This is a genomic window from Paenibacillus sp. J31R109, from assembly GCF_059692055.1.
Genome location: NZ_JCAUAR010000002.1, coordinates 205,818 through 224,974, shown reverse-complemented (window position 1 = coordinate 224,974; position 19,157 = coordinate 205,818). Strand labels below are relative to the sequence as shown.

Annotated in this window: 23 protein-coding genes; 17 read left to right on the top strand and 6 right to left on the bottom strand. The window is 45.3% G+C overall.

Going from position 1 to position 19,157, the window contains the following annotated elements; genetic code table 11:
* Position 1 precedes the first annotated feature (1 nt).
* Positions 2-325 carry a thioredoxin family protein gene (locus tag AC58QT_RS06675; protein ID WP_497408269.1) on the top strand — a complete coding sequence of 108 codons (324 nt, stop codon included), beginning with the start codon at positions 2-4 and terminating at the stop codon, positions 323-325.
* Between the two features lie 14 nt (positions 326-339).
* Entirely contained in the window at positions 340-726 is a 387-nt protein-coding gene (gene kapB, locus AC58QT_RS06670) for a kinase-associated lipoprotein KapB (protein WP_497408268.1), read from the top strand.
* Here the strand turns inward: kapB and AC58QT_RS06665 are convergent.
* Positions 723-944 (bottom strand): hypothetical protein, encoded by a 222-nt coding sequence (locus tag AC58QT_RS06665; protein ID WP_056621044.1) that lies wholly within the window; start codon positions 942-944, stop codon positions 723-725. The two genes, kapB and AC58QT_RS06665, sit on opposite strands and share 4 nt — an antisense overlap.
* Positions 945-1,198: 254 nt before the next feature.
* Between AC58QT_RS06665 and AC58QT_RS06660 the strand changes: the two genes are divergently transcribed.
* The 12 genes from AC58QT_RS06660 to AC58QT_RS06605 all read left to right on the top strand — a co-directional run bounded on the left by AC58QT_RS06660 (position 1,199) and on the right by AC58QT_RS06605 (position 12,166).
* A complete protein-coding gene (locus AC58QT_RS06660; protein ID WP_497408267.1) occupies positions 1,199-2,275 on the top strand; it encodes a Gfo/Idh/MocA family protein in 1,077 nt (358 codons plus the stop codon).
* Between the two features lie 18 nt (positions 2,276-2,293).
* On the top strand, positions 2,294-2,929 hold the full coding sequence (locus AC58QT_RS06655) for a trimeric intracellular cation channel family protein (protein ID WP_310223916.1): 636 nt from the start codon (positions 2,294-2,296) through the stop codon (positions 2,927-2,929).
* 47 nt (positions 2,930-2,976) lie between these two features.
* Positions 2,977-3,456 (top strand): hypothetical protein, encoded by a 480-nt coding sequence (locus AC58QT_RS06650; RefSeq protein WP_497408266.1) that lies wholly within the window; start codon positions 2,977-2,979, stop codon positions 3,454-3,456.
* A gap of 221 nt (positions 3,457-3,677) precedes the next feature.
* On the top strand, positions 3,678-3,833 hold the full coding sequence (locus AC58QT_RS06645; RefSeq protein ID WP_310223921.1) for a hypothetical protein: 156 nt from the start codon (positions 3,678-3,680) through the stop codon (positions 3,831-3,833).
* A gap of 33 nt (positions 3,834-3,866) precedes the next feature.
* Positions 3,867-4,544, top strand: coding sequence for a hypothetical protein (locus tag AC58QT_RS06640; protein ID WP_497408265.1), 678 nt, complete (start codon positions 3,867-3,869; stop codon positions 4,542-4,544).
* Between the two features lie 281 nt (positions 4,545-4,825).
* Positions 4,826-5,716, top strand: a complete 891-nt coding sequence (locus AC58QT_RS06635; protein ID WP_497408851.1) for an ATP-binding protein — start codon at positions 4,826-4,828, stop codon at positions 5,714-5,716.
* Entirely contained in the window at positions 5,679-7,649 is a 1,971-nt protein-coding gene (locus AC58QT_RS06630; protein WP_497408264.1) for a nitric oxide reductase activation protein NorD, read from the top strand. The genes AC58QT_RS06635 and AC58QT_RS06630 overlap by 38 nt, the downstream gene beginning before the upstream one ends.
* A 393-nt stretch (positions 7,650-8,042) precedes the next feature.
* Positions 8,043-9,221 (top strand): formate-dependent phosphoribosylglycinamide formyltransferase, encoded by a 1,179-nt coding sequence (gene purT, locus AC58QT_RS06625; RefSeq protein ID WP_497408263.1) that lies wholly within the window; start codon positions 8,043-8,045, stop codon positions 9,219-9,221.
* A gap of 59 nt (positions 9,222-9,280) precedes the next feature.
* Positions 9,281-9,754 carry an acyl-CoA thioesterase gene (locus AC58QT_RS06620; RefSeq protein WP_497281752.1) on the top strand — a complete coding sequence of 158 codons (474 nt, stop codon included), beginning with the start codon at positions 9,281-9,283 and terminating at the stop codon, positions 9,752-9,754.
* Between the two features lie 148 nt (positions 9,755-9,902).
* Positions 9,903-10,466 carry a histidine phosphatase family protein gene (locus AC58QT_RS06615; protein WP_497408262.1) on the top strand — a complete coding sequence of 188 codons (564 nt, stop codon included), beginning with the start codon at positions 9,903-9,905 and terminating at the stop codon, positions 10,464-10,466.
* Between the two features lie 87 nt (positions 10,467-10,553).
* Positions 10,554-11,384: a VanW family protein gene (locus AC58QT_RS06610; protein ID WP_497408261.1), complete on the top strand. Its 831-nt coding sequence runs from the start codon at positions 10,554-10,556 to the stop codon at positions 11,382-11,384.
* Positions 11,381-12,166 carry a DUF817 domain-containing protein gene (locus AC58QT_RS06605; protein ID WP_497408260.1) on the top strand — a complete coding sequence of 262 codons (786 nt, stop codon included), beginning with the start codon at positions 11,381-11,383 and terminating at the stop codon, positions 12,164-12,166. Before AC58QT_RS06610 ends, AC58QT_RS06605 begins: the two co-directional genes overlap by 4 nt.
* A gap of 67 nt (positions 12,167-12,233) precedes the next feature.
* On the opposite strand, the gene AC58QT_RS06600 is transcribed toward AC58QT_RS06605, so the two are convergent.
* Genes AC58QT_RS06600 through cysT form a run of 4 tightly spaced genes read right to left on the bottom strand, consistent with a single transcriptional unit; the run spans position 12,234 to position 16,090 of the window.
* Positions 12,234-13,337 (bottom strand): sulfate ABC transporter substrate-binding protein, encoded by a 1,104-nt coding sequence (locus AC58QT_RS06600; RefSeq protein ID WP_497408259.1) that lies wholly within the window; start codon positions 13,335-13,337, stop codon positions 12,234-12,236.
* Between the two features lie 44 nt (positions 13,338-13,381).
* Positions 13,382-14,467 (bottom strand): ABC transporter ATP-binding protein, encoded by a 1,086-nt coding sequence (locus AC58QT_RS06595; RefSeq protein WP_497408258.1) that lies wholly within the window; start codon positions 14,465-14,467, stop codon positions 13,382-13,384.
* Complete coding sequence (locus AC58QT_RS06590; RefSeq protein WP_497281741.1) at positions 14,457-15,287, bottom strand: sulfate ABC transporter permease subunit; 831 nt, start codon at positions 15,285-15,287, stop codon at positions 14,457-14,459. The genes AC58QT_RS06595 and AC58QT_RS06590 overlap by 11 nt, the downstream gene beginning before the upstream one ends.
* Positions 15,284-16,090: a sulfate ABC transporter permease subunit CysT gene (cysT, locus tag AC58QT_RS06585; RefSeq protein WP_497281739.1), complete on the bottom strand. Its 807-nt coding sequence runs from the start codon at positions 16,088-16,090 to the stop codon at positions 15,284-15,286. Before cysT ends, AC58QT_RS06590 begins: the two co-directional genes overlap by 4 nt.
* Positions 16,091-16,429: 339 nt before the next feature.
* Here cysT and AC58QT_RS06580 point away from each other — a divergent pair, with 339 nt between their 5' ends.
* From AC58QT_RS06580 to AC58QT_RS06570, 3 genes are all read left to right on the top strand, one after another.
* On the top strand, positions 16,430-17,260 hold the full coding sequence (locus tag AC58QT_RS06580) for an alpha/beta hydrolase family protein (protein WP_497408257.1): 831 nt from the start codon (positions 16,430-16,432) through the stop codon (positions 17,258-17,260).
* A gap of 20 nt (positions 17,261-17,280) precedes the next feature.
* On the top strand, positions 17,281-17,496 hold the full coding sequence (locus AC58QT_RS06575; RefSeq protein ID WP_497408256.1) for a YezD family protein: 216 nt from the start codon (positions 17,281-17,283) through the stop codon (positions 17,494-17,496).
* Between the two features lie 113 nt (positions 17,497-17,609).
* Complete coding sequence (locus tag AC58QT_RS06570; RefSeq protein ID WP_497408255.1) at positions 17,610-18,593, top strand: alpha/beta fold hydrolase; 984 nt, start codon at positions 17,610-17,612, stop codon at positions 18,591-18,593.
* 102 nt (positions 18,594-18,695) lie between these two features.
* Here the strand turns inward: AC58QT_RS06570 and AC58QT_RS06565 are convergent, their stop codons facing one another.
* Positions 18,696-19,124: an ester cyclase gene (locus AC58QT_RS06565; RefSeq protein WP_497408254.1), complete on the bottom strand. Its 429-nt coding sequence runs from the start codon at positions 19,122-19,124 to the stop codon at positions 18,696-18,698.
* Between the last annotated feature and the right edge of the window lie 33 nt (positions 19,125-19,157).

The window sequence follows — 19,157 nt, the reverse complement described above, 5'->3', positions numbered from 1 at the left end:
CATGCAAGAATTAAACCAGCAAGAATTGTTAAGCAAAGTACATCAAGTTAACGAGAAACCCTTCGCTGTTTTTATGTATACGCCGCTTTGTGGGACATGCAAAGTAACGGAGCGAATGCTGGATATTATTCTGGCGATGAAGCCAGAGCTGCCGCTTGTCAAATGCAACATTAATTTCCTTCCACAGGTCAGTCAAGAATGGCGAATCGCTAGTGTCCCGTGTGTTGTCATCATTGAACAAGGGAAAGAAAAAGAAATGATCTATCGGATGCAATCCGTGGATGAGATATACCGCAAACTAATGCCATTAATAGAACAAGAATAGGAGTTGTGTATATCATGAGTTTTCAAGTCGGAGACCGTGTTGTTGCAGAATATAAAACAGGGGTTTATTTCGGTGAAGTTGTTGAGATAACCTCCAGTATGAAAGCGGCAGTCCGCATTCTAGCTGTGAAGGATCATCCTACACAAGGAGATTTACATAATCCGATGGATCCAAGTGTTGCTTTTTTTCATCAAAGAAGGGCATTGTCCCATCAAGAGATTGCATTAATGCCAATGGCAACGATTCGTCCTTATGCGGGTGAGGTACCAGATTACCAAGTGTCTCTGAAGAGAGCGCTAATGGCTCAGATCGATAAGTTGTCGGACATGGAAGCGTGGGCCCGACGCTCTCTGCAGGAGCTTGATCAGCTGAGTAAAGAATATTTTCCACCGTCCAATTAGGAAACTTCTAGGTACAGCTTGGTGCCATCATTGTATTTAAAAATGGCTACATCACCAATGATCTCGATCATCGAGATCATTTTTAATTTTCTACGAAATTCAAAATGCAATTCATATTCCTTTAATTTCGTTGAAAGTAACTCCATTTGGGAACGTTTATGAGTAAAATTCATCACAGGGATCGATTTATTTTTGAATCGGATCGTGTTTGCTTGCATGTTCAAGCCCTCCTTTACACGAATACTTCTGAATACTTACGACTTACTTGTTCTAGGATACATTTCAAATGTTAAATATGTTTGCGTGCAACTATTAAAAAAGTTTTAGCAATTTATTATATGTGAATAATAGCGCTACAGGGCTAGTTCCGATAAGATAAATTTTTGCGGGTCAGATTCGTGGTTGCGGGGAAAGTTAACCCCATTTATAATAGATAAGATTGTATTCTAACAGGTTCTGGAGGGTCATAGAAATGACAGAAGCAAAACCAACTCGCATAGGCATTATTGGAGCCGGAAACATCGGAAATGTGCATATGGGGACGTTCAAAAACATAGCTGGGGCTCAACTTGCAGGAGTAACGGATGCTTATTTGCCGCTTGCTGAAACAAGAGCAAAAGAACACAACATTGAGCAGGTATATGCGAATTCAGATAAATTGTTAGATGACCCTACGATAGATGCAGTTGTCATTGCTGTATCGAATGAGTGGCATGCGCCACTTGCCGTGCAAGCGTTAGAAGCTGGTAAACATGTCATGCTTGAGAAGCCGATGGCTATTGATTTGGCGTCAGCACGTCAGATTGTTGAAGCGGAGCGTAAGGCAGGAAAGATTCTCATGATCCCGCATCAAATGCGCTGGGAAGCATCCTCGATTGCGGTTAAAGAGCAGGTCGAGAAAGGCGCACTTGGACACATTTATCATGCAAAAGCGAGCTATCTCAGACGTAAAGGCATTCCAGGCTGGGGAACATGGTTTACCCAAATGGACAAATCAGGCGGCGGTCCTCTGATTGATTTAGGTGTACATATGTTAGATTTAACGCTGTATTTGATGGGGAATCCCAAACCGGTTTCCGTATATGGATCAACGTATGCAGAGTTCGGACCACGTAAGCAAGGGATTGGCACTTGGGGGGCGCCGAATTGGCAAGGTACATTTGATGTTGAGGATTTAGCTACTGCCTTAATTAAGTTTGAAAATGGGGCAACACTTTCCTTGGATGTTAGTTGGGCGGGGCTCCTTGAGACGGATAATTTACCTGTTGTCCAATTGCTGGGCTCAGAAGGCGGAGCCTATTTAAAAGGTGCGAAAGGTAAGCTTTTTGCAGAAAAATTCGATCGCATCGTAGAGACAGAGCTTTCAGCACCAGCTGCGAATGATGATCCACGTGCACGTATGGTACAGCATTTCTTGTCCAGTATCGCAAGCGGCTCTCAGCCGATAACGTCTGTGATGACGGGCTACACGAATAATTTGATCCTAGATGCGATTTACCGTTCGTCGCAAACAGGCGATGAAGTGAAATTGAACTGGGACATCGAGTAGACAGGGGCTGCAAAGCAAGTGAACTGGGAGTTATTTAGTATCATCGGTACGATTGCCTTCGCAGTTAGTGGTGCGATTGTCGCGATGGAAGAGGAATACGATATTCTAGGTGTATATGTACTTGGTCTTGTGACCGCATTTGGTGGAGGGATCATCCGTAACTTGTTGATTGGGAAACCAATCGTACTGTTATGGGAGCAAGGCATGTATTTTCAAATCGCTTTGTTTGCCATGACGGTTGTTTTCTTGATGCCAGTGAAATATATTCGAATGTGGAAGACGTGGGAAGCTTTCTTCGATGCGATTGGTCTTGCAGCCTTTGCAATCCAAGGAGCGCTCTATGCCACGAATATGGGGCACCCATTAAGCGCAATTATCGTCGCGGCGGTCCTAACAGGCATTGGCGGAGGGATGGTCCGCGATGTGCTGGCAGGTCGGAAGCCGCTCGTGCTCAAAGATGAAATTTATGCGGTCTGGGGTATGTTAGCGGGAGCATTAGTTGGGCTAGGTTGGTCACAGGGCACATGGCAGTTAGCCATTCTATTTGCACTTATCATCATTCTGCGCATGTTCTCAGTTAACTACAAATGGAAACTGCCTAAACGCTCTTTGCGTGATACCTTAGTGGAATCCACTCGAAGATCAGATTCGTAGTCCAATACACCTGCACGGTAATCGCTTCAAGATAGGAGGTGGGTCAAATGGAAGCATCTTTAACACAGCAGCAGAAAATTTCAGCAGAGACACTAGCAGCACGAATTATTTCTGTGAAGGAGCTGCTTCAAACGGAGTTAGATCTGTATGAAGTATCCAAGGATTCAGAGACCGGGGAACATTATTTGCATTACGCCTACATGCATCGTGATTTCTCGAATACGGGAGTGCCGGAATCTTTTCACTATTTAATGCCTATTGAAAACGATGATGTGCTTGGCATGATTTTTGGCGAGCAAGGATATGCCTACCCCGAACATTGGAAAGCTTCCTTTTTACGAAATGGTCCCGAGGGCTTCTACATCTGGTTTGATCCTTCTCATGAAGCTCAACAAACCGAAGATGAGGCTATAGCAGCAGATTTGCTTAAGAAACTTCGAGCTTTTCATGATCAAGGAAATGTGGATCCGGAAGCTGTTCGTAAATTGTTAGAAGAAATGGATGAGACACGTAAGAAAAGCGAATAAAACGTTGCTCCATAAAAACTGCGATTGTGCAGCTTTTGTGGAGTTTTTTCATTTGTAATGGGGAAAAATGTGGAAAACCGCGGAATAACCGCATTTTTCCAACGAGTTTCGGGCATAAAGGGGATAGCAGCTAAGATCTTTCACGTTATGTTTAGTAAAAATAAGGCAATTGGTCCATATTAACACTAGTGTCAATAGCTGATTAGAAAGGGGGACTAAACATGGGTATGGCCTCGTATCATTTTGCAAATTTGGACATTCATGAAGAATTGATGCAAGAACTTCGCAATCTGGAATCTCGTATGAAAGAGGAATTAGGGTACGAAATTGCGCTAATTGCGTATACAAAGGAAGCAGATGGACTTCCAAATAACTAGTACATGATAGAGAAAAAAATAGGGGGAATGACGATGAAAGCTGTGAAAATGTCAGTCATCATGACGGCTGCACTCGTCGGTTTAACAGGGTGTTCAGCGGCACCTTCAAATCAACTAGAGAAGGCATCGGTGTCGATTCAAAGCGTTGGTTTATCAGATTCCGGCAGTGGCAAGTTGAAGATGAATTCGTCGGATGTCATTAGCGGTAGTCAAGCGGAGCAATTGACAGAAACTCAATTGGGCAAAGCAGACAACCCACAACACCAGAACACGTATCTTTCCATGAACAGAGAATTGGCAGATCAGTTGATGCAGGAGACACATCTTGGCGGGGCCTCCATTGCAATGACGGATACGAATATTTATGTGGCTGTTGATCTAGGGGAGCGGCAGGATAAACGTGATAACGAGAAAGCCAAGGAGTTAAGCAAAAATAATGATCCATCAACAGAAGCTGGATTGTTCGGATCAGGCGTTGGTGCGCAGATGGACTGGGTCACAGCGAAACCCATGTCTTCGGAGAACATGAATGCCATTCGACATGTGATTAAGAGGGTTTATCCGGATTCGAAGGTGTATATCTCCTCGAATGAGCTTTTCGTCAATCGGATGATGTACTATGACAGGCAACAGCAAACAAATAAACGTATGGATACGTACCTATATGAGTTTAATACGATGGTGCATTATACGTTTAATAGCAGCTCATGAGTAATAAATATAAGGTTCGTGCCTACTGCAGCTCGCGAATTTGCGAGTATGTACATAAAGAGGATGTGATGGTCGCAATCAATTATGAAACGGCCTATAGTCTGGCACAGCTATACAACGATTTTCCTTCCAAACCAAGTTGTCCTTCTTGTGGTGAAGCCATTTCATTTTACGCACATGCGGTTATCGAGGAGCTTTGGCACACTTGAGAAGCTTGACAATTCGCGGTTTCCTGATAATAGTTAGAGAATATGCACTCAGGAAAGGATAATTACGCGATGATGTCAGGAGTATTGAAGATAGATGGGTTACCACATGAAGTTCACTCCCACTTGGGAGAGCTTAACCGGATAGTACATACAACAGAGGATCATAAATTGATTGGCTCAGCTGCCTATGAAGCACCGTCAGAGGAGCTGCTTACGGATGCCATTCTTTCACTTTTCTTAGGCAAAAATGTGCTGCTGAAGGGACCGACAGGCTCGGGTAAAACGAAACTAGCTGAGCATGTTTCATCCGTGTTTAACCTACCCATGCACAGTGTGAATTGTTCCACGGATTTAGATGCAGAGGCTTTGTTAGGCTTTAAAACATTGACACATGATGAACAGGGCAGAAGTGGAATTGCGTTCATCCCAGGGCCCATTATGAAAGCAATGACGAAGGGACACCTGCTCTATATTGACGAAATCAATATGGCCAAGCCAGAGACACTCCCACTAATCAATGGCGTATTAGATCACCGTCGATCGATTACCAATCCCTTTACAGGCGAAGTGATTACGGCACATCCGAATTTTAGAGTCGTTGCAGCAATTAATGAGGGATACATTGGTACAGTGCCTTTAAATGAAGCGTTGAAAAATCGTTTCGTCACCATTGATGTCCCCTATCTGCAAGGCGAGCTCTTGTTCCAGTTATTAAAAAGTCGTTCTGTTTTACGTGATGAGAAGCTGATCCGCACCTTCGTTCAGCTCTCAGCTGATCTGCTTTCTCTTATTGAGATGGGACAGTTGCCGGATGAAGCGGGATCAATCCGTGCACTGTTAGATGCCTGTGATTTGGCAGCATATATTCCTCCTATGCGAGCAGTAACCCGCGCAATCGCAGATAAGTTAGAGGATGAAAGGGAACGTGCAGCCGTACTCAATACAGCTGAAACGTTGCTGTAACACCATGTTCGTAGGAAGCCTAAGCCGTCTGGATGATAAAATCGATGCCATGCTGCACATGCAGTTAGTGGATTTGGCACGGTTATTTACGAAACGCGGTAAGCTCGAAGTGGAGGCAGCTTATCACGCCCATTATGATGAGTCAGCTAGCCAGATGACAGTGAGTCAATTCTGGTGGGATTATCCGCTACGGGACAAAACAGCAGGCATGAAAAGCGATGTGTATCTGCGTTGTCTAGGCAGTGCCTGGTTTACAGGGAGTGAGGCTGTCACTGCTTACCTTCACTATTGTGCACAGGCTAAGTTCCCCAAGCTGGCCAATAGCTTATTTGCCCTTTGTGAGGATATGCGCTTAGAGCGGATTTGTCGTAGTCAGCGTCCAGGTACGGGAGCTGTTTTCATACATCGGCATCGCATCTTAAGTGGTTATTTCCAACATAAGCTCCGAACGCATTTGACTAAGAATGAGTTGTCAGATGCTGTTCTTTTATTCGTCTATGGTTGGTTTACTGGAAAGTCGTGGCAGCAAGAGCTGCCAGCTTCTTCAATCGGGAGCGAGTTTTCCAGCCGTCTAGCTGGGCTTTATGATTTGCTCGAACAAGTGGAAGCGGCAGCGCATACGGCTGATGTTGCAGCTTTATGTGAACGGATGCACAACATTCTGTCTGAGTGGCTAGAACGAGATGCTGCGACAGCGTATTTTTGGACGCAGCAGGGAAGCGGAATCGCGACGCCCTTGCCTGCGGATTACAAAGGCGAGCTAAGGCGCGCGAAGCGGCTCGCGAATGAGGATGTGCTCCCCAAGCAAGAGGGGGAGCGTCAATTACCCGGCCAAGAGCGGCTGCCGACTTGGCACCGCGAGAGCAGCGACCGCAGCCCTGGGCTGCTGCGGTTCGAGCTTGAGCGCGGCGCACGCACCGCCGCGCAGGGCTCTGCGCCCCGTGAGGGCGATGCCGCCGACCAGGCGCTCGCCATCACCCAGGGGCGCTCGCAGCGCGCCCAGCGCACCGGCGCCGCCGCTGAGCGGCGCCAAGGCACTTCCGTGCCCGCGTCCGCGGGGCACGGGGAAGCCGAGGTCGCCGCGTATGCGACGGCGACCTGGCTGGCGCCTGAACGTCCTACTGCTGCGCAGGAGGACGGGTTCAGGCGCCTGAGCGAGCGCGCAGCGCCGCTCGCGAAGCCTTTGCAGCGTGCGATACGGCGCACGCTGGAGCAGAAGCGGATCGCCCCGCGCGGCGATCGCCTGTTCGGGCGGCTCGACAAGCGGCTTACGCGAGCCGTCACGCAAGAGCAGCCGCGCCTCTTCTATAAGAAGCGCGCGCCAGTCCCACAGCTCGACGCAGCGTTCGCGCTGCTCGTCGACTGCTCAGCGTCCATGTATGACAAAATGGACGAAACCAAGCTCGGTCTCGTGTTATTCCACGAGACGCTCCAAAATCTCAGAATCCCCCATGAAATTGTGGGATTCTGGGAGGACGCAGACCGCGTCACAGAGCAGGAGGCACCGAACCTGTTCCAGGTTGCGCTGGACTTCGACTCCTGCCTCGCGGCCACTAGCGGTGCGGCTCTCATGCAGCTAGAGCCGCAGCAGGACAATCGCGATGGCTTTGCCATTCGCGAGATGACGAAGCGGCTGCTGCGGCGCACAGAGAGGCAACGCATCCTCCTCGTTTTCTCGGATGGGGAGCCTTCGGCAGCCAATTACAATGACGTCGGCATCCTAGATACACATGAAGCCGTCCTCCAAGCTAGACGCTTAGGCGTCGAGGTGATCAGTGTGTTTCTAGCCAATGGCACCGTGCATGAGACACAGCGGAACGCAATGCGCAATATGTATGGGCGCAGCAGCATCGTTGTGCCACATGTCGAGGAGCTGTATGAACAGCTCGTGCCGATATTACGCAAGCTTTTGCTGAAGTCAATCAGTACTTGATCTTGCACTTGATCTTGCACTTGATCTTGCACTTGATCTTGCACTTAATCTGCATCTTTAATTGGAAAACTCCAGTTAATTAATCGGATTTATTGCTTTTCTCTCCTAAATCCCTGAATTAACTGGAGAAAATCCATAGATGTATGTTTTCCATGTATCCCTACTCATTGAAGGTGTCTGAGCCATTCTAAACGTGTCGCATATGAAACTTTCAGTCGATCTTATCAAGCTTTTGCCACGATCTCATCTATCTTTTGCCCTCAAAATCCAGTACAATAGATCAGGGTCATTCTAGGTAAATTTCGCCATACTCCGACAATTATCGGAGGTATTACATACACAATTATCAAGTTTTTATGAAACTCATCATACCTTTAGGAGGCTTTTCATCTTATGTACGGTGCACCTTTATCAAACAAGTCCAAAAAAATCATGCTGCTTGGCTCAGGTGAGCTGGGTAAAGAAGTCATCATTGAAGCACAGCGTCTTGGTATTGAGACAATTGCTGTTGACCGTTATGCGAATGCGCCAGCTATGCAGGTTGCTCATCGCAGCCATGTCATTTCTATGTTGGATGGCGAGCAGCTTCGTGCGATTATCGAAAAAGAACGCCCTGATCTTATCGTGCCTGAGATTGAAGCGATTGCGACTTCCGTTCTAGTTGACTTAGAGAAGGAAGGCTACCGTGTAATCCCGACAGCGACCGCTTCTCGTTTGACGATGGACAGAGAAGGGATTCGTCGACTGGCTTCCGAAACATTGGGCTTGCGCACGGCTAAATATGAATTTGCCAACAGTCTTGAAGAGCTGCACGCAGCTGTTGCAGTAATTGGGACGCCTTGCGTGATCAAGCCGATCATGAGCTCGTCCGGTAAAGGACAAAGCGTTTGTCGCACGCCCGAGGGTGTAGAAGCTTCGTGGAACATCGCGATGGAAGGCGGACGTGCCAAAAACGCTCGTGTTATCGTCGAGGAATTTATCCATTTCGAATCTGAAATTACGTTGTTGACGGTTCGTTCCGTATCTGGGACAACCTACTGCGAGCCTATCGGTCACATTCAAAAGGATGGCGACTACATCGAATCTTGGCAGCCGCACACGATGTCGGAGCAGCAAATCATAGATGCTAAGCACATGGCCAAAACGATTACGGACGCACTCGGCGGACATGGGTTATATGGTGTTGAACTATTCCTGACGGCAGATGGCGTGTACTTCAGTGAAGTATCACCGCGTCCACATGATACAGGAATGGTAACGATGGCTACGCAAGATCTTAGTGAGTTTGCCCTACATGCAAGAGCTATTCTTGGGTTCCCAATCACAGGCGTTCGCCTATTAACACCAGGAGCCAGCTACACACTTAAGGCAGATCGCGAGCAAGTTGAATACACTATTAGCGGGATTGATGAAGCGTTATCTGTGCCTAATACGCAAGTCAGAGTGTTTGGCAAGCCAGAAACCAAAGTTGGTCGTCGTATGGCAGTTGCACTAAGTTCAGGACAAACGGTGGAAGAAGCGCGGAGCCTGGCGAAAGAAGCCGCAAGTAAGCTTACATTAAACTATAACTAAAAAATAGTATGACTGCAGTAGCCCTACCTGTCTGAGGTCATCATCCGGAGGCAACCACTATGGAACCCAAAGCAGCAAGACTGTCTCGAACCGTGTTGACAGAAATTATTTTACCAGCGGACACGAACTACCATAACACCGTGTTTGGTGGTCGTGTTATGCAGTATATAGATAAAGTAGCAACAATTGCTTCTATGCGTCATTGTCGGAAGAGCGTCGTCACCGCGTCGAGTGACAGTTTGGATTTCTTTGCCCCAGTGAAGCTTGGTGAAGCGATTCAGTTGGAAGCGTTCGTAACGTGGACGCATCGCAGTTCGATGGAGGTCTACGTGAAGATTGAGTCGGAGAACTTATTGACCGGTGAGAAGAAACACACAGCTACCTCGTTCCTTACATTTGTCGCTTTAGACGAGCAAGGGCAGCCGTGTCCCGTGCCTGGCATTATTGCGGAATCGGATGAAGAGAAGCGATTGTTCGAATCAGCGGAAGCGCGTTTTACTGCCCGCAAGCTACGAAAAGAAAACCGTTTATAAGATGTTCATCTAAACGATTATGCTAGCAGCTCCCATTGAAGGGGCTGCTTTTTTCATTTGGAAAAGGAAGGAATACTTGGGCAGATATTGAATAGTAGTGAAGAAGGACAGACAATTAAGAGCTGACATTGACCAGAAGGAGACTACGATGAAAACGCATATCTACTTGGTCAGACACGCAGAATCTCTCTATATCGCAAATATGGACAGGGAGAGAGGCCTTACGAACAAGGGGCAAGGGGATGCATTAACTGTTAAAGCGATTTTGGATAAGGTGGACGTGGATATATTCATATCGAGTCCATATAAGCGTGCTATTCAAACGATTAAAGCAGCTGCCGGTAATAGAGAAATTCGTACCTATGAGGATTTGAGAGAACGAACTATGGGTGATTTTCAAGAGATCGATTTTAAGTTAGCCAAGCAACAAGTCTATGATGACTTTCAGTTCTCCTATATAGAGGGGGAGTCGAGCCAAGAGGCACAAGACAGAGCAATCAACGTTTTCAAACATATTTTGACGGTACATAAAGGGTCAAACGTGGTAATTGGCACGCACGGCGACATCATGACTTTAATCATGAATTACTTTGATCCAAGTTATGATTATAAGTTCTGGGAGACAACTTCGATGCCGGATATTTATCGGATGGAATTTCATGATCTTACTTTAGTGGGTGTTAAGAGGCTTTGGGAACGAAAAGATTTGTAACACTAGAACTTTTTGGTTCGATAGAAAGTCAAATGGAAGAGGAAAAGCTTCCTACATGTCATTGTCATAGATAAGGATGAATAAATCGTGGATTTGGTTACGATGAAACAACGAATAGGCAAGCAGTTTCCATACTTATACCGGCTCCGAGTTAAACAGCTGATCCTCAAAAGACACATGAAGAATTGGAACCCGAGAATCACATTTGTATCCGGTAGCAGTTCTCAGAGGCTTACTTATACACTGAAGAAGCATAAATCGATTTTACGTCGTGTTCTCGGGCATACGGATCCTATTTTACAAGAAAATAAAATCGTGAATTTGAAAATCGCATTGCAGCACGTAGATGGGGTAGTGATACATCCTGGGGAAACGTTCTCTTTCTGGAAGCTTATCGGTGTGACTAGCAAGGAGAAAGGCTATATTGAAGGCCTTATGCTGTCATATGGTGAGGTGCGTGTAGGAACCGGGGGAGGGCTGTGTCAGTTAGCTAATATGCTGTATTGGTTAGCCTTACATACGCCGCTGGATATTAAGGAGAGACATCATCATAGTTTTGATCTATTCCCGGATGATCGCAGGGTAATTCCATTCGGTACGGGGACGAGTGTGTTCTATAACTACCTAGATTTGCAATTTTATAATCCTACTCCTTACCGGTTTCAATTTCATCTTCGTGTATCGGAAGAGTACTTAGAAGGTGCAATATACAGCGATTCGGAGCTGACTTTTAGCTATCGAGTGAAAGAGAAAAATCATGAATTCTATCAAAAGGATAATAAATGGTACAGAGGCAATGAGATTTGGCGGCAAAAGATAAACAAACAGGATGACTCTCTTGTGGACGAAGCGTTGGTTAATGTGAATCATTCTGAGGTCAAATATATGAAATCCAATGAGTCACAGGAGACAGAATGAAGAGAGAGCATGTGAAGGATTTTCTCCTATTCGGTTGGAAGCAAGCGTTATGCTGTATTTTCCCGGTTGTCATATTTTTGACATTGGCAGTATCTAAAGTTCTAACGTTACCATTCTTGCATCGCTATGATTTCATTTTACTCGTATGCATTCTTGCCCAAGTTGTACTCGTGTGGACGAAATTGGAAAGTGTGGATGAACTCAAGGTTATCACGGTGTTTCACATTATTGGACTCGGGCTTGAGTTATATAAAGTGCACATGGGTTCGTGGTCATATCCGGAGGAAGGCTGGACCAAAATAGGGGGAGTCCCCTTGTACAGCGGCTTCATGTATGCCAGCGTCTCCAGTTATGTGTGTCAGGCCTGGAAACGATTTGATTTGCATCTAATCCATTGGCCTAGAACTTCGATAGCGATTATCATGTCGGTAAGTATTTATGCCAATTTTTTTACTCATCATTTTGCCTATGATATTCGATGGATTCTAATCGCCTTGATTGTGATTCTGTTTTACAAATCGCATATTCGCTTTACGGTTACAACCACAACGTATCGGTTGCACACCATCCTTTCGTTTATGTTAGTTGCTTTTTTTATTTGGCTGGCAGAAAATATTTCGACTTTTCTTGGTGCTTGGCGCTATCCAGATCAAGAAATTTCCTGGCGAATTGTCCATTGGGGTAAAATTAGCTCTTGGTTTATGCTCGTAATTATTACGATCATTATTGTGGCGGAGTTGAAGCGGATTAAATATCCGGAGCAAGTCAAAGGTGCGAAGTAGCCCGTGTTTTAAAAAAAAGAAGACCCCAGAGCAGCTCTGAGGGTCTTCTTTTATTGCAATGAATAGATTACTTAGCTCCGCCTTCAGCGAGAATGGTTTCCCAAATTGCGCCTTTACCATAAAGCTCTTTGTTCACTTTATCCCAACCGCCAAGGTATTCGATATTGAATAGTCCAGCTGGTGTTGTGTAATTTTTCTCATATTGCTTAGCGACTTCAGGAAGCACAGAGCGGAAGCCTTTGTCAGCAAAAACTTTTTGAGCATCAGCAGAGAACAGGTAATTATAGAACGCTTGAACAGCTTCGCGGTTACCGTGCTTATCTACATATTTATCGATAATGGCAACTGGATTCTCAATGGAAGTCGTGTATTGTGGAATCACTTCTACATATTTTTTTCCAGTTTGGATACGAGCAACAAGCTCATTCTCATAAGTGATGATCGCGTCGCCAACACCTTTATCGAACGTAGTTAGGGAATCAGCACCACTCTTATCGAGAACTTTAATATTTTTGTAGATTTTAGCTACAAGATCTTTTGCTGCGGCAGGATCTTGTTTACCAGCAGCTTCAGAGATTTTGAGACCAGCTCCATAAACCGCATTAATGTCCCATTTCGCACCACCAGATGTGCTTGGGTTCGGGATCAGAACTTCAACGCCTGGCTTTGTCAGATCAGACCAATCCTTAATACCTTTTGGATTTCCTTCACGAACACCAATAGCGGCGATAGAAGTCGTTACGAATCCTTTTTGCGGCGTGTTTTTCCAGTCATGTGTGATTAGACCTTTTTCCACGATTTTTTGAATATCTCCTTCGAGAGAGAGAGGAGCGATGTCCGCTTCAAAGCCTTGAATGATAGCTGTTGCTTGTGAACCAGAAGCGACATAGGATTCTTGGAATTCAACAGTCGTACCTGTTTTCTTTTTATAATCTTCTTTAAATTTAGGCAGGATCACTTCAAAAGAATCTTTTAGGATGGAGTAGGCTCCAATTGTGATGGTTACTTTACCGCCTTCGGTTTTGGGTGCTGAACTTGCAGCGGTCGTTGCAGCGGCTGTCGGAGCGCTTGTGCTAGCCGGTTTCGTTGTGCCTGATCCGCAAGCTGTCAGGGTAATACTTGCTGTGAATAAGGCTGCAGTAACGAGTCCAAGTGATTTAAATTTTTTCATGGTTAACAACTCCCCTTCTTGTCTAAAGCTTATTTTTTCGAAAATTATATGAAGACAGGCTGCGGATCTTGTTTCGCCTGATTATCAATCCAGGTTGTACCTGATTGGGTGAATACAGAAATCTGATGGATCAGGATGTTGACTTCATCGCCAACTTGATAGATGCGTTCTTTCACGGGCTGATAAGCGAAAAGCTTAAATTGACCGGTATCCATTTCCAAATACCAGGAATCTCCGCGGAAGTGAACATGTGTGACTTTGCCTTTTTCGCCAGCCGTCGCCAAATGACTGACGTTGTGTGGACGAACTTCGATATTCTCTGGTCGAATAAGTACATTCACATCAGCCTGCCATTTGCCGTCTTGTTGAAGATCAGCAAGAGTTGGGAATCCGACAAGCGGCGAATAGGAGGAGAGCACATTAGATTCGCCAATAAAGGAAGCGGCGAAAGGGGAAGCGGGCTTCGTGTAAATCTCCCATGGACTTCCTTGCTGTTCAATTTTGCCGCCTTGGACCAAAATGATTTCATCAGCAACTTCGATCGCCTCATCCTGATCATGCGTAACGAAAAGCGTCGTAACTTTAAATTCGCTGATGAGATTTCGCAGCCAGACGCGAAGTTCTTTACGGATCTTGGCGTCAATCGCGGCGAATGGTTCGTCAAGAAGGAGCAGCCGCGGTTCAGGTGCTAATGCTCTAGCGAAAGCAACACGTTGGCGTTGGCCGCCAGACAGCTGGTGCGGATATTTGCGCTCATGACCAGCGAGACCCATTAAGTTCAACAGATAAGAAACACGGTCTTGAATCTCAGCTTTCGATTTCTTAAGCACTTTGAGCCCATAAGCGACGTTATCAAATACAGTCATATGCTTGAAGAGCGCGTAGCTTTGAAATACGAAGCCAATGCCTCTTTCCTGAACAGGGAGATGAGTCGCAAGCTTGCCATCGAAATAAATATCGCCGCCAGTTGGACTTTCAAGTCCTGACAACATCCGCAGGATGGAGGTTTTACCGCCACCGCTCGGTCCAATCAATCCAACAAGATGCCCTTCTTGTATTTTGAAATTAACATCTTTGATCGCATGAAATTCACCGTAATGTTTATTTAAGTTGGTCACTTCAATGTGCATGTGGGGATCCTCCTCCATGAGTTCTCGTTGCTTCGCTTCTGCGTTTCAACCACTCTAACGCTAACAAAATCGTGATGGATATGAGACCTAATACGAAAGCTACGCTATTAGCAGCAATGAGCTGGAACTGCTCAGCATCTTGATACACGAGTGTCGTAGCTGTTTGAGTTTGATTAATAATGTTGCCTGAGACAACAAGGATAGATCCGAACTCACCAAGTGAGCGAGCGATGGTTAAAATTAACCCATACACGACACCCCATCGAATACTCGGCCATGTGACTTGGAAGAACGTGCGAAAAGGGCCTGCGCCTAAAGTTGCCGAAGCTTCCTCGGACTGCGTTCCGATCTCCTCAAGTAAAGGTACTACTTCACGTACCATGAGAGGGAAGGTGATGAACATGGTCGCAATCACCATACCTGGAATCGCATAAACAATTTTCATGTTATGGTCTTCAAGGAATGTGCCTAATGCTGTGTTTGGACCGAAGATTAAAATAACCATTAAACCTACAATGATAGGCGATACAGCAAACGGCAGATCGATTAGAGCATTAATGATTGGTTTCAACCAACGTGAAATCCATGAGCCTCTAACAATTTCTAAAGAAATATAAATGCCTATAATTGCATTAAGAATAGTTACGATGGCGACAATGATGGCGGATATCTTCAGTGCGTGAAGTGCTTCAGGGCGTGTAAGTGCATCTAGGAAAGCGCGTGGACCATCTTCAAATGCGCCAAATGTTATCCCTAAGAAAGGCAATATGATTAGTAGGAATATAACCAAAAAAGAAATGCCGATCAGTAATCTTCTCATGCTATCCGCCCCTTTCCGCGTGTCCCGATATGGACTGCCCATAGAATCAGGACGGAAAGTGTGAGGAGGACTAACGAGATAGCAGCTGCGCCTTCTGGATTGTAGTTCTGCGTTTCACCATATATATAGACCGATGCCACCATCGTTTTCCCGGGTAAATTACCTGAGATTAAAGCAATGGCACCAAATTCTGCAAGTGATCGAGAAAAAGCGAGCATGCTGCCAGCAATCGTACCAGGTAATAGCGCTGGTAATACGATGCGATAGAACGTATAGAACCTGTTTGCTCCTAATGTAAAGCTTGCTTGTTCTTCAGCTGGATCAATCTGCTCCAATAGCGGTTGAACCGTTCGAACCACAAAGGGAAAAGTAACGAAGATAAGACCGATCACAATGGCAGTTTGATTATAGAGAAGTTTAATCCCTACAGAGTCTAGCCAAGATCCTAGTGGACTTTGTGGACCTAGTAACGTTAGAAACATTAATCCAGCAACAGAGGTTGGGAGTGCGAAAGGGAGGTCGACCATGCTGTTCAAGATACTCTGTCCTCGGAAACGGTATCTGACAAGTACATAGGCGATAATCGTTCCTATTATGGCTTGGATGACTGTTGCTATAATGCTGAGCTTAACTGTTAATACAATTGACTTCCATGCTAAAGGTCCTGTGACTTCTTTCCAAAACGGCTCCCATCCTAACGAAAATCCTTTGACGTAGATGGTGGCAATGGGGATAAGAAGAAACACAATTAAGTAGCCTATAAGCACGGATCGAACCGTCGCCTTGAAAACCTTGTTCTGCATGGAACACCACCTATTCTCATAAAGCATACCAACTTACTTGGTTTTATTAAAATGAATATAACAGTGGCAGGATTATTCTGTCAATAACTAATTTAGGAAAAAATAAGTGAGGTCAAGTTATTGTGGGATATATAGTAGTAAGAAAAAATAAGAAGAAAATGAAACATAAATTTCTCCAACTTTAGGAATGATACAGGAACAAGTTGTATTTTAAAAATGCTTGGATAATTATGTGAATTGAGCATTGACACCAATATTTTGCCATGCTAAGATATGTTTACATTCTAATTCCGAGTAAATTTATAAGAATAATATGAGTAAAGAAAGGGAGTTACCAGCATGGAGCATGCCATCACGATTCAATGCGAAGATGTCGAATTAGCCGCAACATTACATTACCCTACACAGCAACCCACAGCGGTTAAAGCCGATTGTCAGCGTTGGCCCTTAATTATCATTTGTCACGGATTTATTGGGAGTCGAATCGGTGTGGACCGGCTTTTTGTTAAGGCGGCTCGTTATTTTAGTGCGCAAGGTTATCTAGTTCTTCGTTTTGATTACGGCGGATGTGGTGAGAGTACTGGGGATTATGGCGCAGGTGGCCTAGATGTCCTCATTGAGCAGACTCGCCGAGTCATTGATTATGGTGTTTCCATAGATTGTGTAGATCTGAGTCGAGTTATTCTACTTGGACACAGCTTAGGTGGAGCCGCGGCAGTTCTAACGGCAGCGAAGGATCATCGCGTTAAAACCTTAGTTCTATGGTCAGCTGTTGCACATCCACACAACGATATTATGCGAATCGTCGGCAAAAACGAATATGAGAAACTGCCTATGGGTGGTTCGATCGATCATCATGGATATAAACTAACAAGTCGATTCTTCGAATCTTTATCTCAGCATCAACCTTTTGAGCAATTACGTAAGTTTACAGGCGATGTTTTTGTTGTCCATGGCACGGCTGATGAAACGATACCCGTTGATTATGCGCCTTTATATCAGAAGATGTTTTGGCTGCGTCAAGAAGGTCAATGCGACTTAGAACTCGTGTATCAAGCAAATCATACGTACTCGACGACACCCTCAACGACAGAATTGCTGGAGAAAACAGGAGATTGGCTGAATTATATGTATAAACGAAACAATGAGTGGAATGATTGGACAATTTAATTTGACTTGGAGGCATGAGGATGGCGAAACCACTGGAGCTGGATGAAATATGGGTAGAGCGAATTAAGCAAATATTAGAAGGTTTAGAATACGGATCTGTGCAAATTGTTGTCCACGATGGCAAGATTACACAAATCGACAAAACGGAACGAAAAAGGTTTGAAACACCGGCAAGCCCACAGGCTCAAACGCCTTTGCAGGCTGTGAAATCGAACAAACAAAAGAGTAAAGTATAAGTTCATAACGCACTTATTCAGGTAGCCCTCATTCCTTCGGAATGGGGGCTGTTATCATTTCTAAGAAAGCGTATACTAAAGAGGGAGAACAGCGGATTTGGAAGGAGAATCTTATGCGTAAAGGGCACTTTATTTGGGAAGATGCGCAGGGAAACAAGCACTATGTGTACGAGTGGCTTCCTTCGGCAGATGTGGCCATAAAGGGGTTTGTACAAATTGCTCATGGAATGGCAGAAACGGCTGCCAGATATGAACGCTTAGCTGTAGTGTTAACACAGAATGGCTACGCCGTTTATGCGAATGATCACTTGGGTCATGGACAAACGGCAGGCTCTCTCGATGCTGTTGGCAAGTTTGGCAAGGACAGCTTCCATGCGATGGCTGATATCATGGGGCAAATTACGATGCAGATTCGGAATCGCTATGAACCTAACAGCGAGTTACTTATACAGGATCATAAACGAGATCACCTGCCACTTTTCATTCTAGGGCATAGTATGGGGTCATTTTTAACCCAGTATTATATGGTGTCCTATATGGAACGTTATCCGGCTCACGTGCAGGGGATTATATTGTCAGGCTCAAATGGAAAAGAAGGCGCAGCGCTTCATGCAGGGATTGCGATAGCGACTGTTGAAGCGGCGATTCGCGGGGATCATTTTAGAAGCTTAATGCTGACTGCGCTGTCTTTCGGAAACTTTAACGCTAGATTCAAGCCGAATCGTACGGCCTTTGATTGGTTGAGTCGAGATGAACATGAAGTTGATGCTTATATGAAGGACCCTTATTGCGGCGGTATCTTCACTTCTGGTTATTTCCGAGATTTCTTTAAAGGTCTGAAAGAAATTCATCAACCGCAGCATGCAAATCGTATTCGTAAGGATGTCCCTATCTATATTTTTTCAGGGGAGGAAGACCCGGTTGGTGGACAGGGAAAAGGTGTGCGCAGACTCATTCGCGGCTACGAAAAGCTTGGGATTCAAGATATCAGCTATAAGCTGTACCCAGGTGGAAGACATGAGATGTTGAATGAAATCAACCGCGATGAGGTGATGCGGGACATTGTTGCGAGGTTGGATAGTTGGATTGCCAAATAGGTCTAAGCATGAAAGTGTTGTGTACATGCGTAATAAAATGGTGAGAAGCTGTTCCGATTATTGGCCAAAAATAGCCAGTTCGGAGCAGCTTCTTTTACATGCTTATAACGATGCATTTCGCTCAAGTTGTCTGCGAATGCCTTCACGATCGATTTGAATCCAATATTCTACGATTCTTTCATTCTCAACACGATAAACGGCGCTAGCGATTTCGATAATCGTGTGCCCCGTTGGTGCGTAGCCATCAACCTCTCCGATATGCGTACCGGTCTGCTTCCATCGCACATAGACACGATTCTCTTGAGCTAGGAGTTCCTGAATTTCTAATTGAAAAGCGCCATAGGCGGTGAGCATCTCACGCACATGATCCGCATAATTCGCTGGTGTGCGATGAACAGTCGTTTCATTTTCAGCGGTCATTTGATGGGCTAGCACTTGTTCAGCCATGAAGTCATGAGCCGCATCGGGCTGCTTGCCAGAACGAACGAGTTGGAAGAACTGTTGGACGAGATCTTTTGGGGATATAGGCATCTGTGTTGGCTCCTTCAGCTAGAATGGAATAAT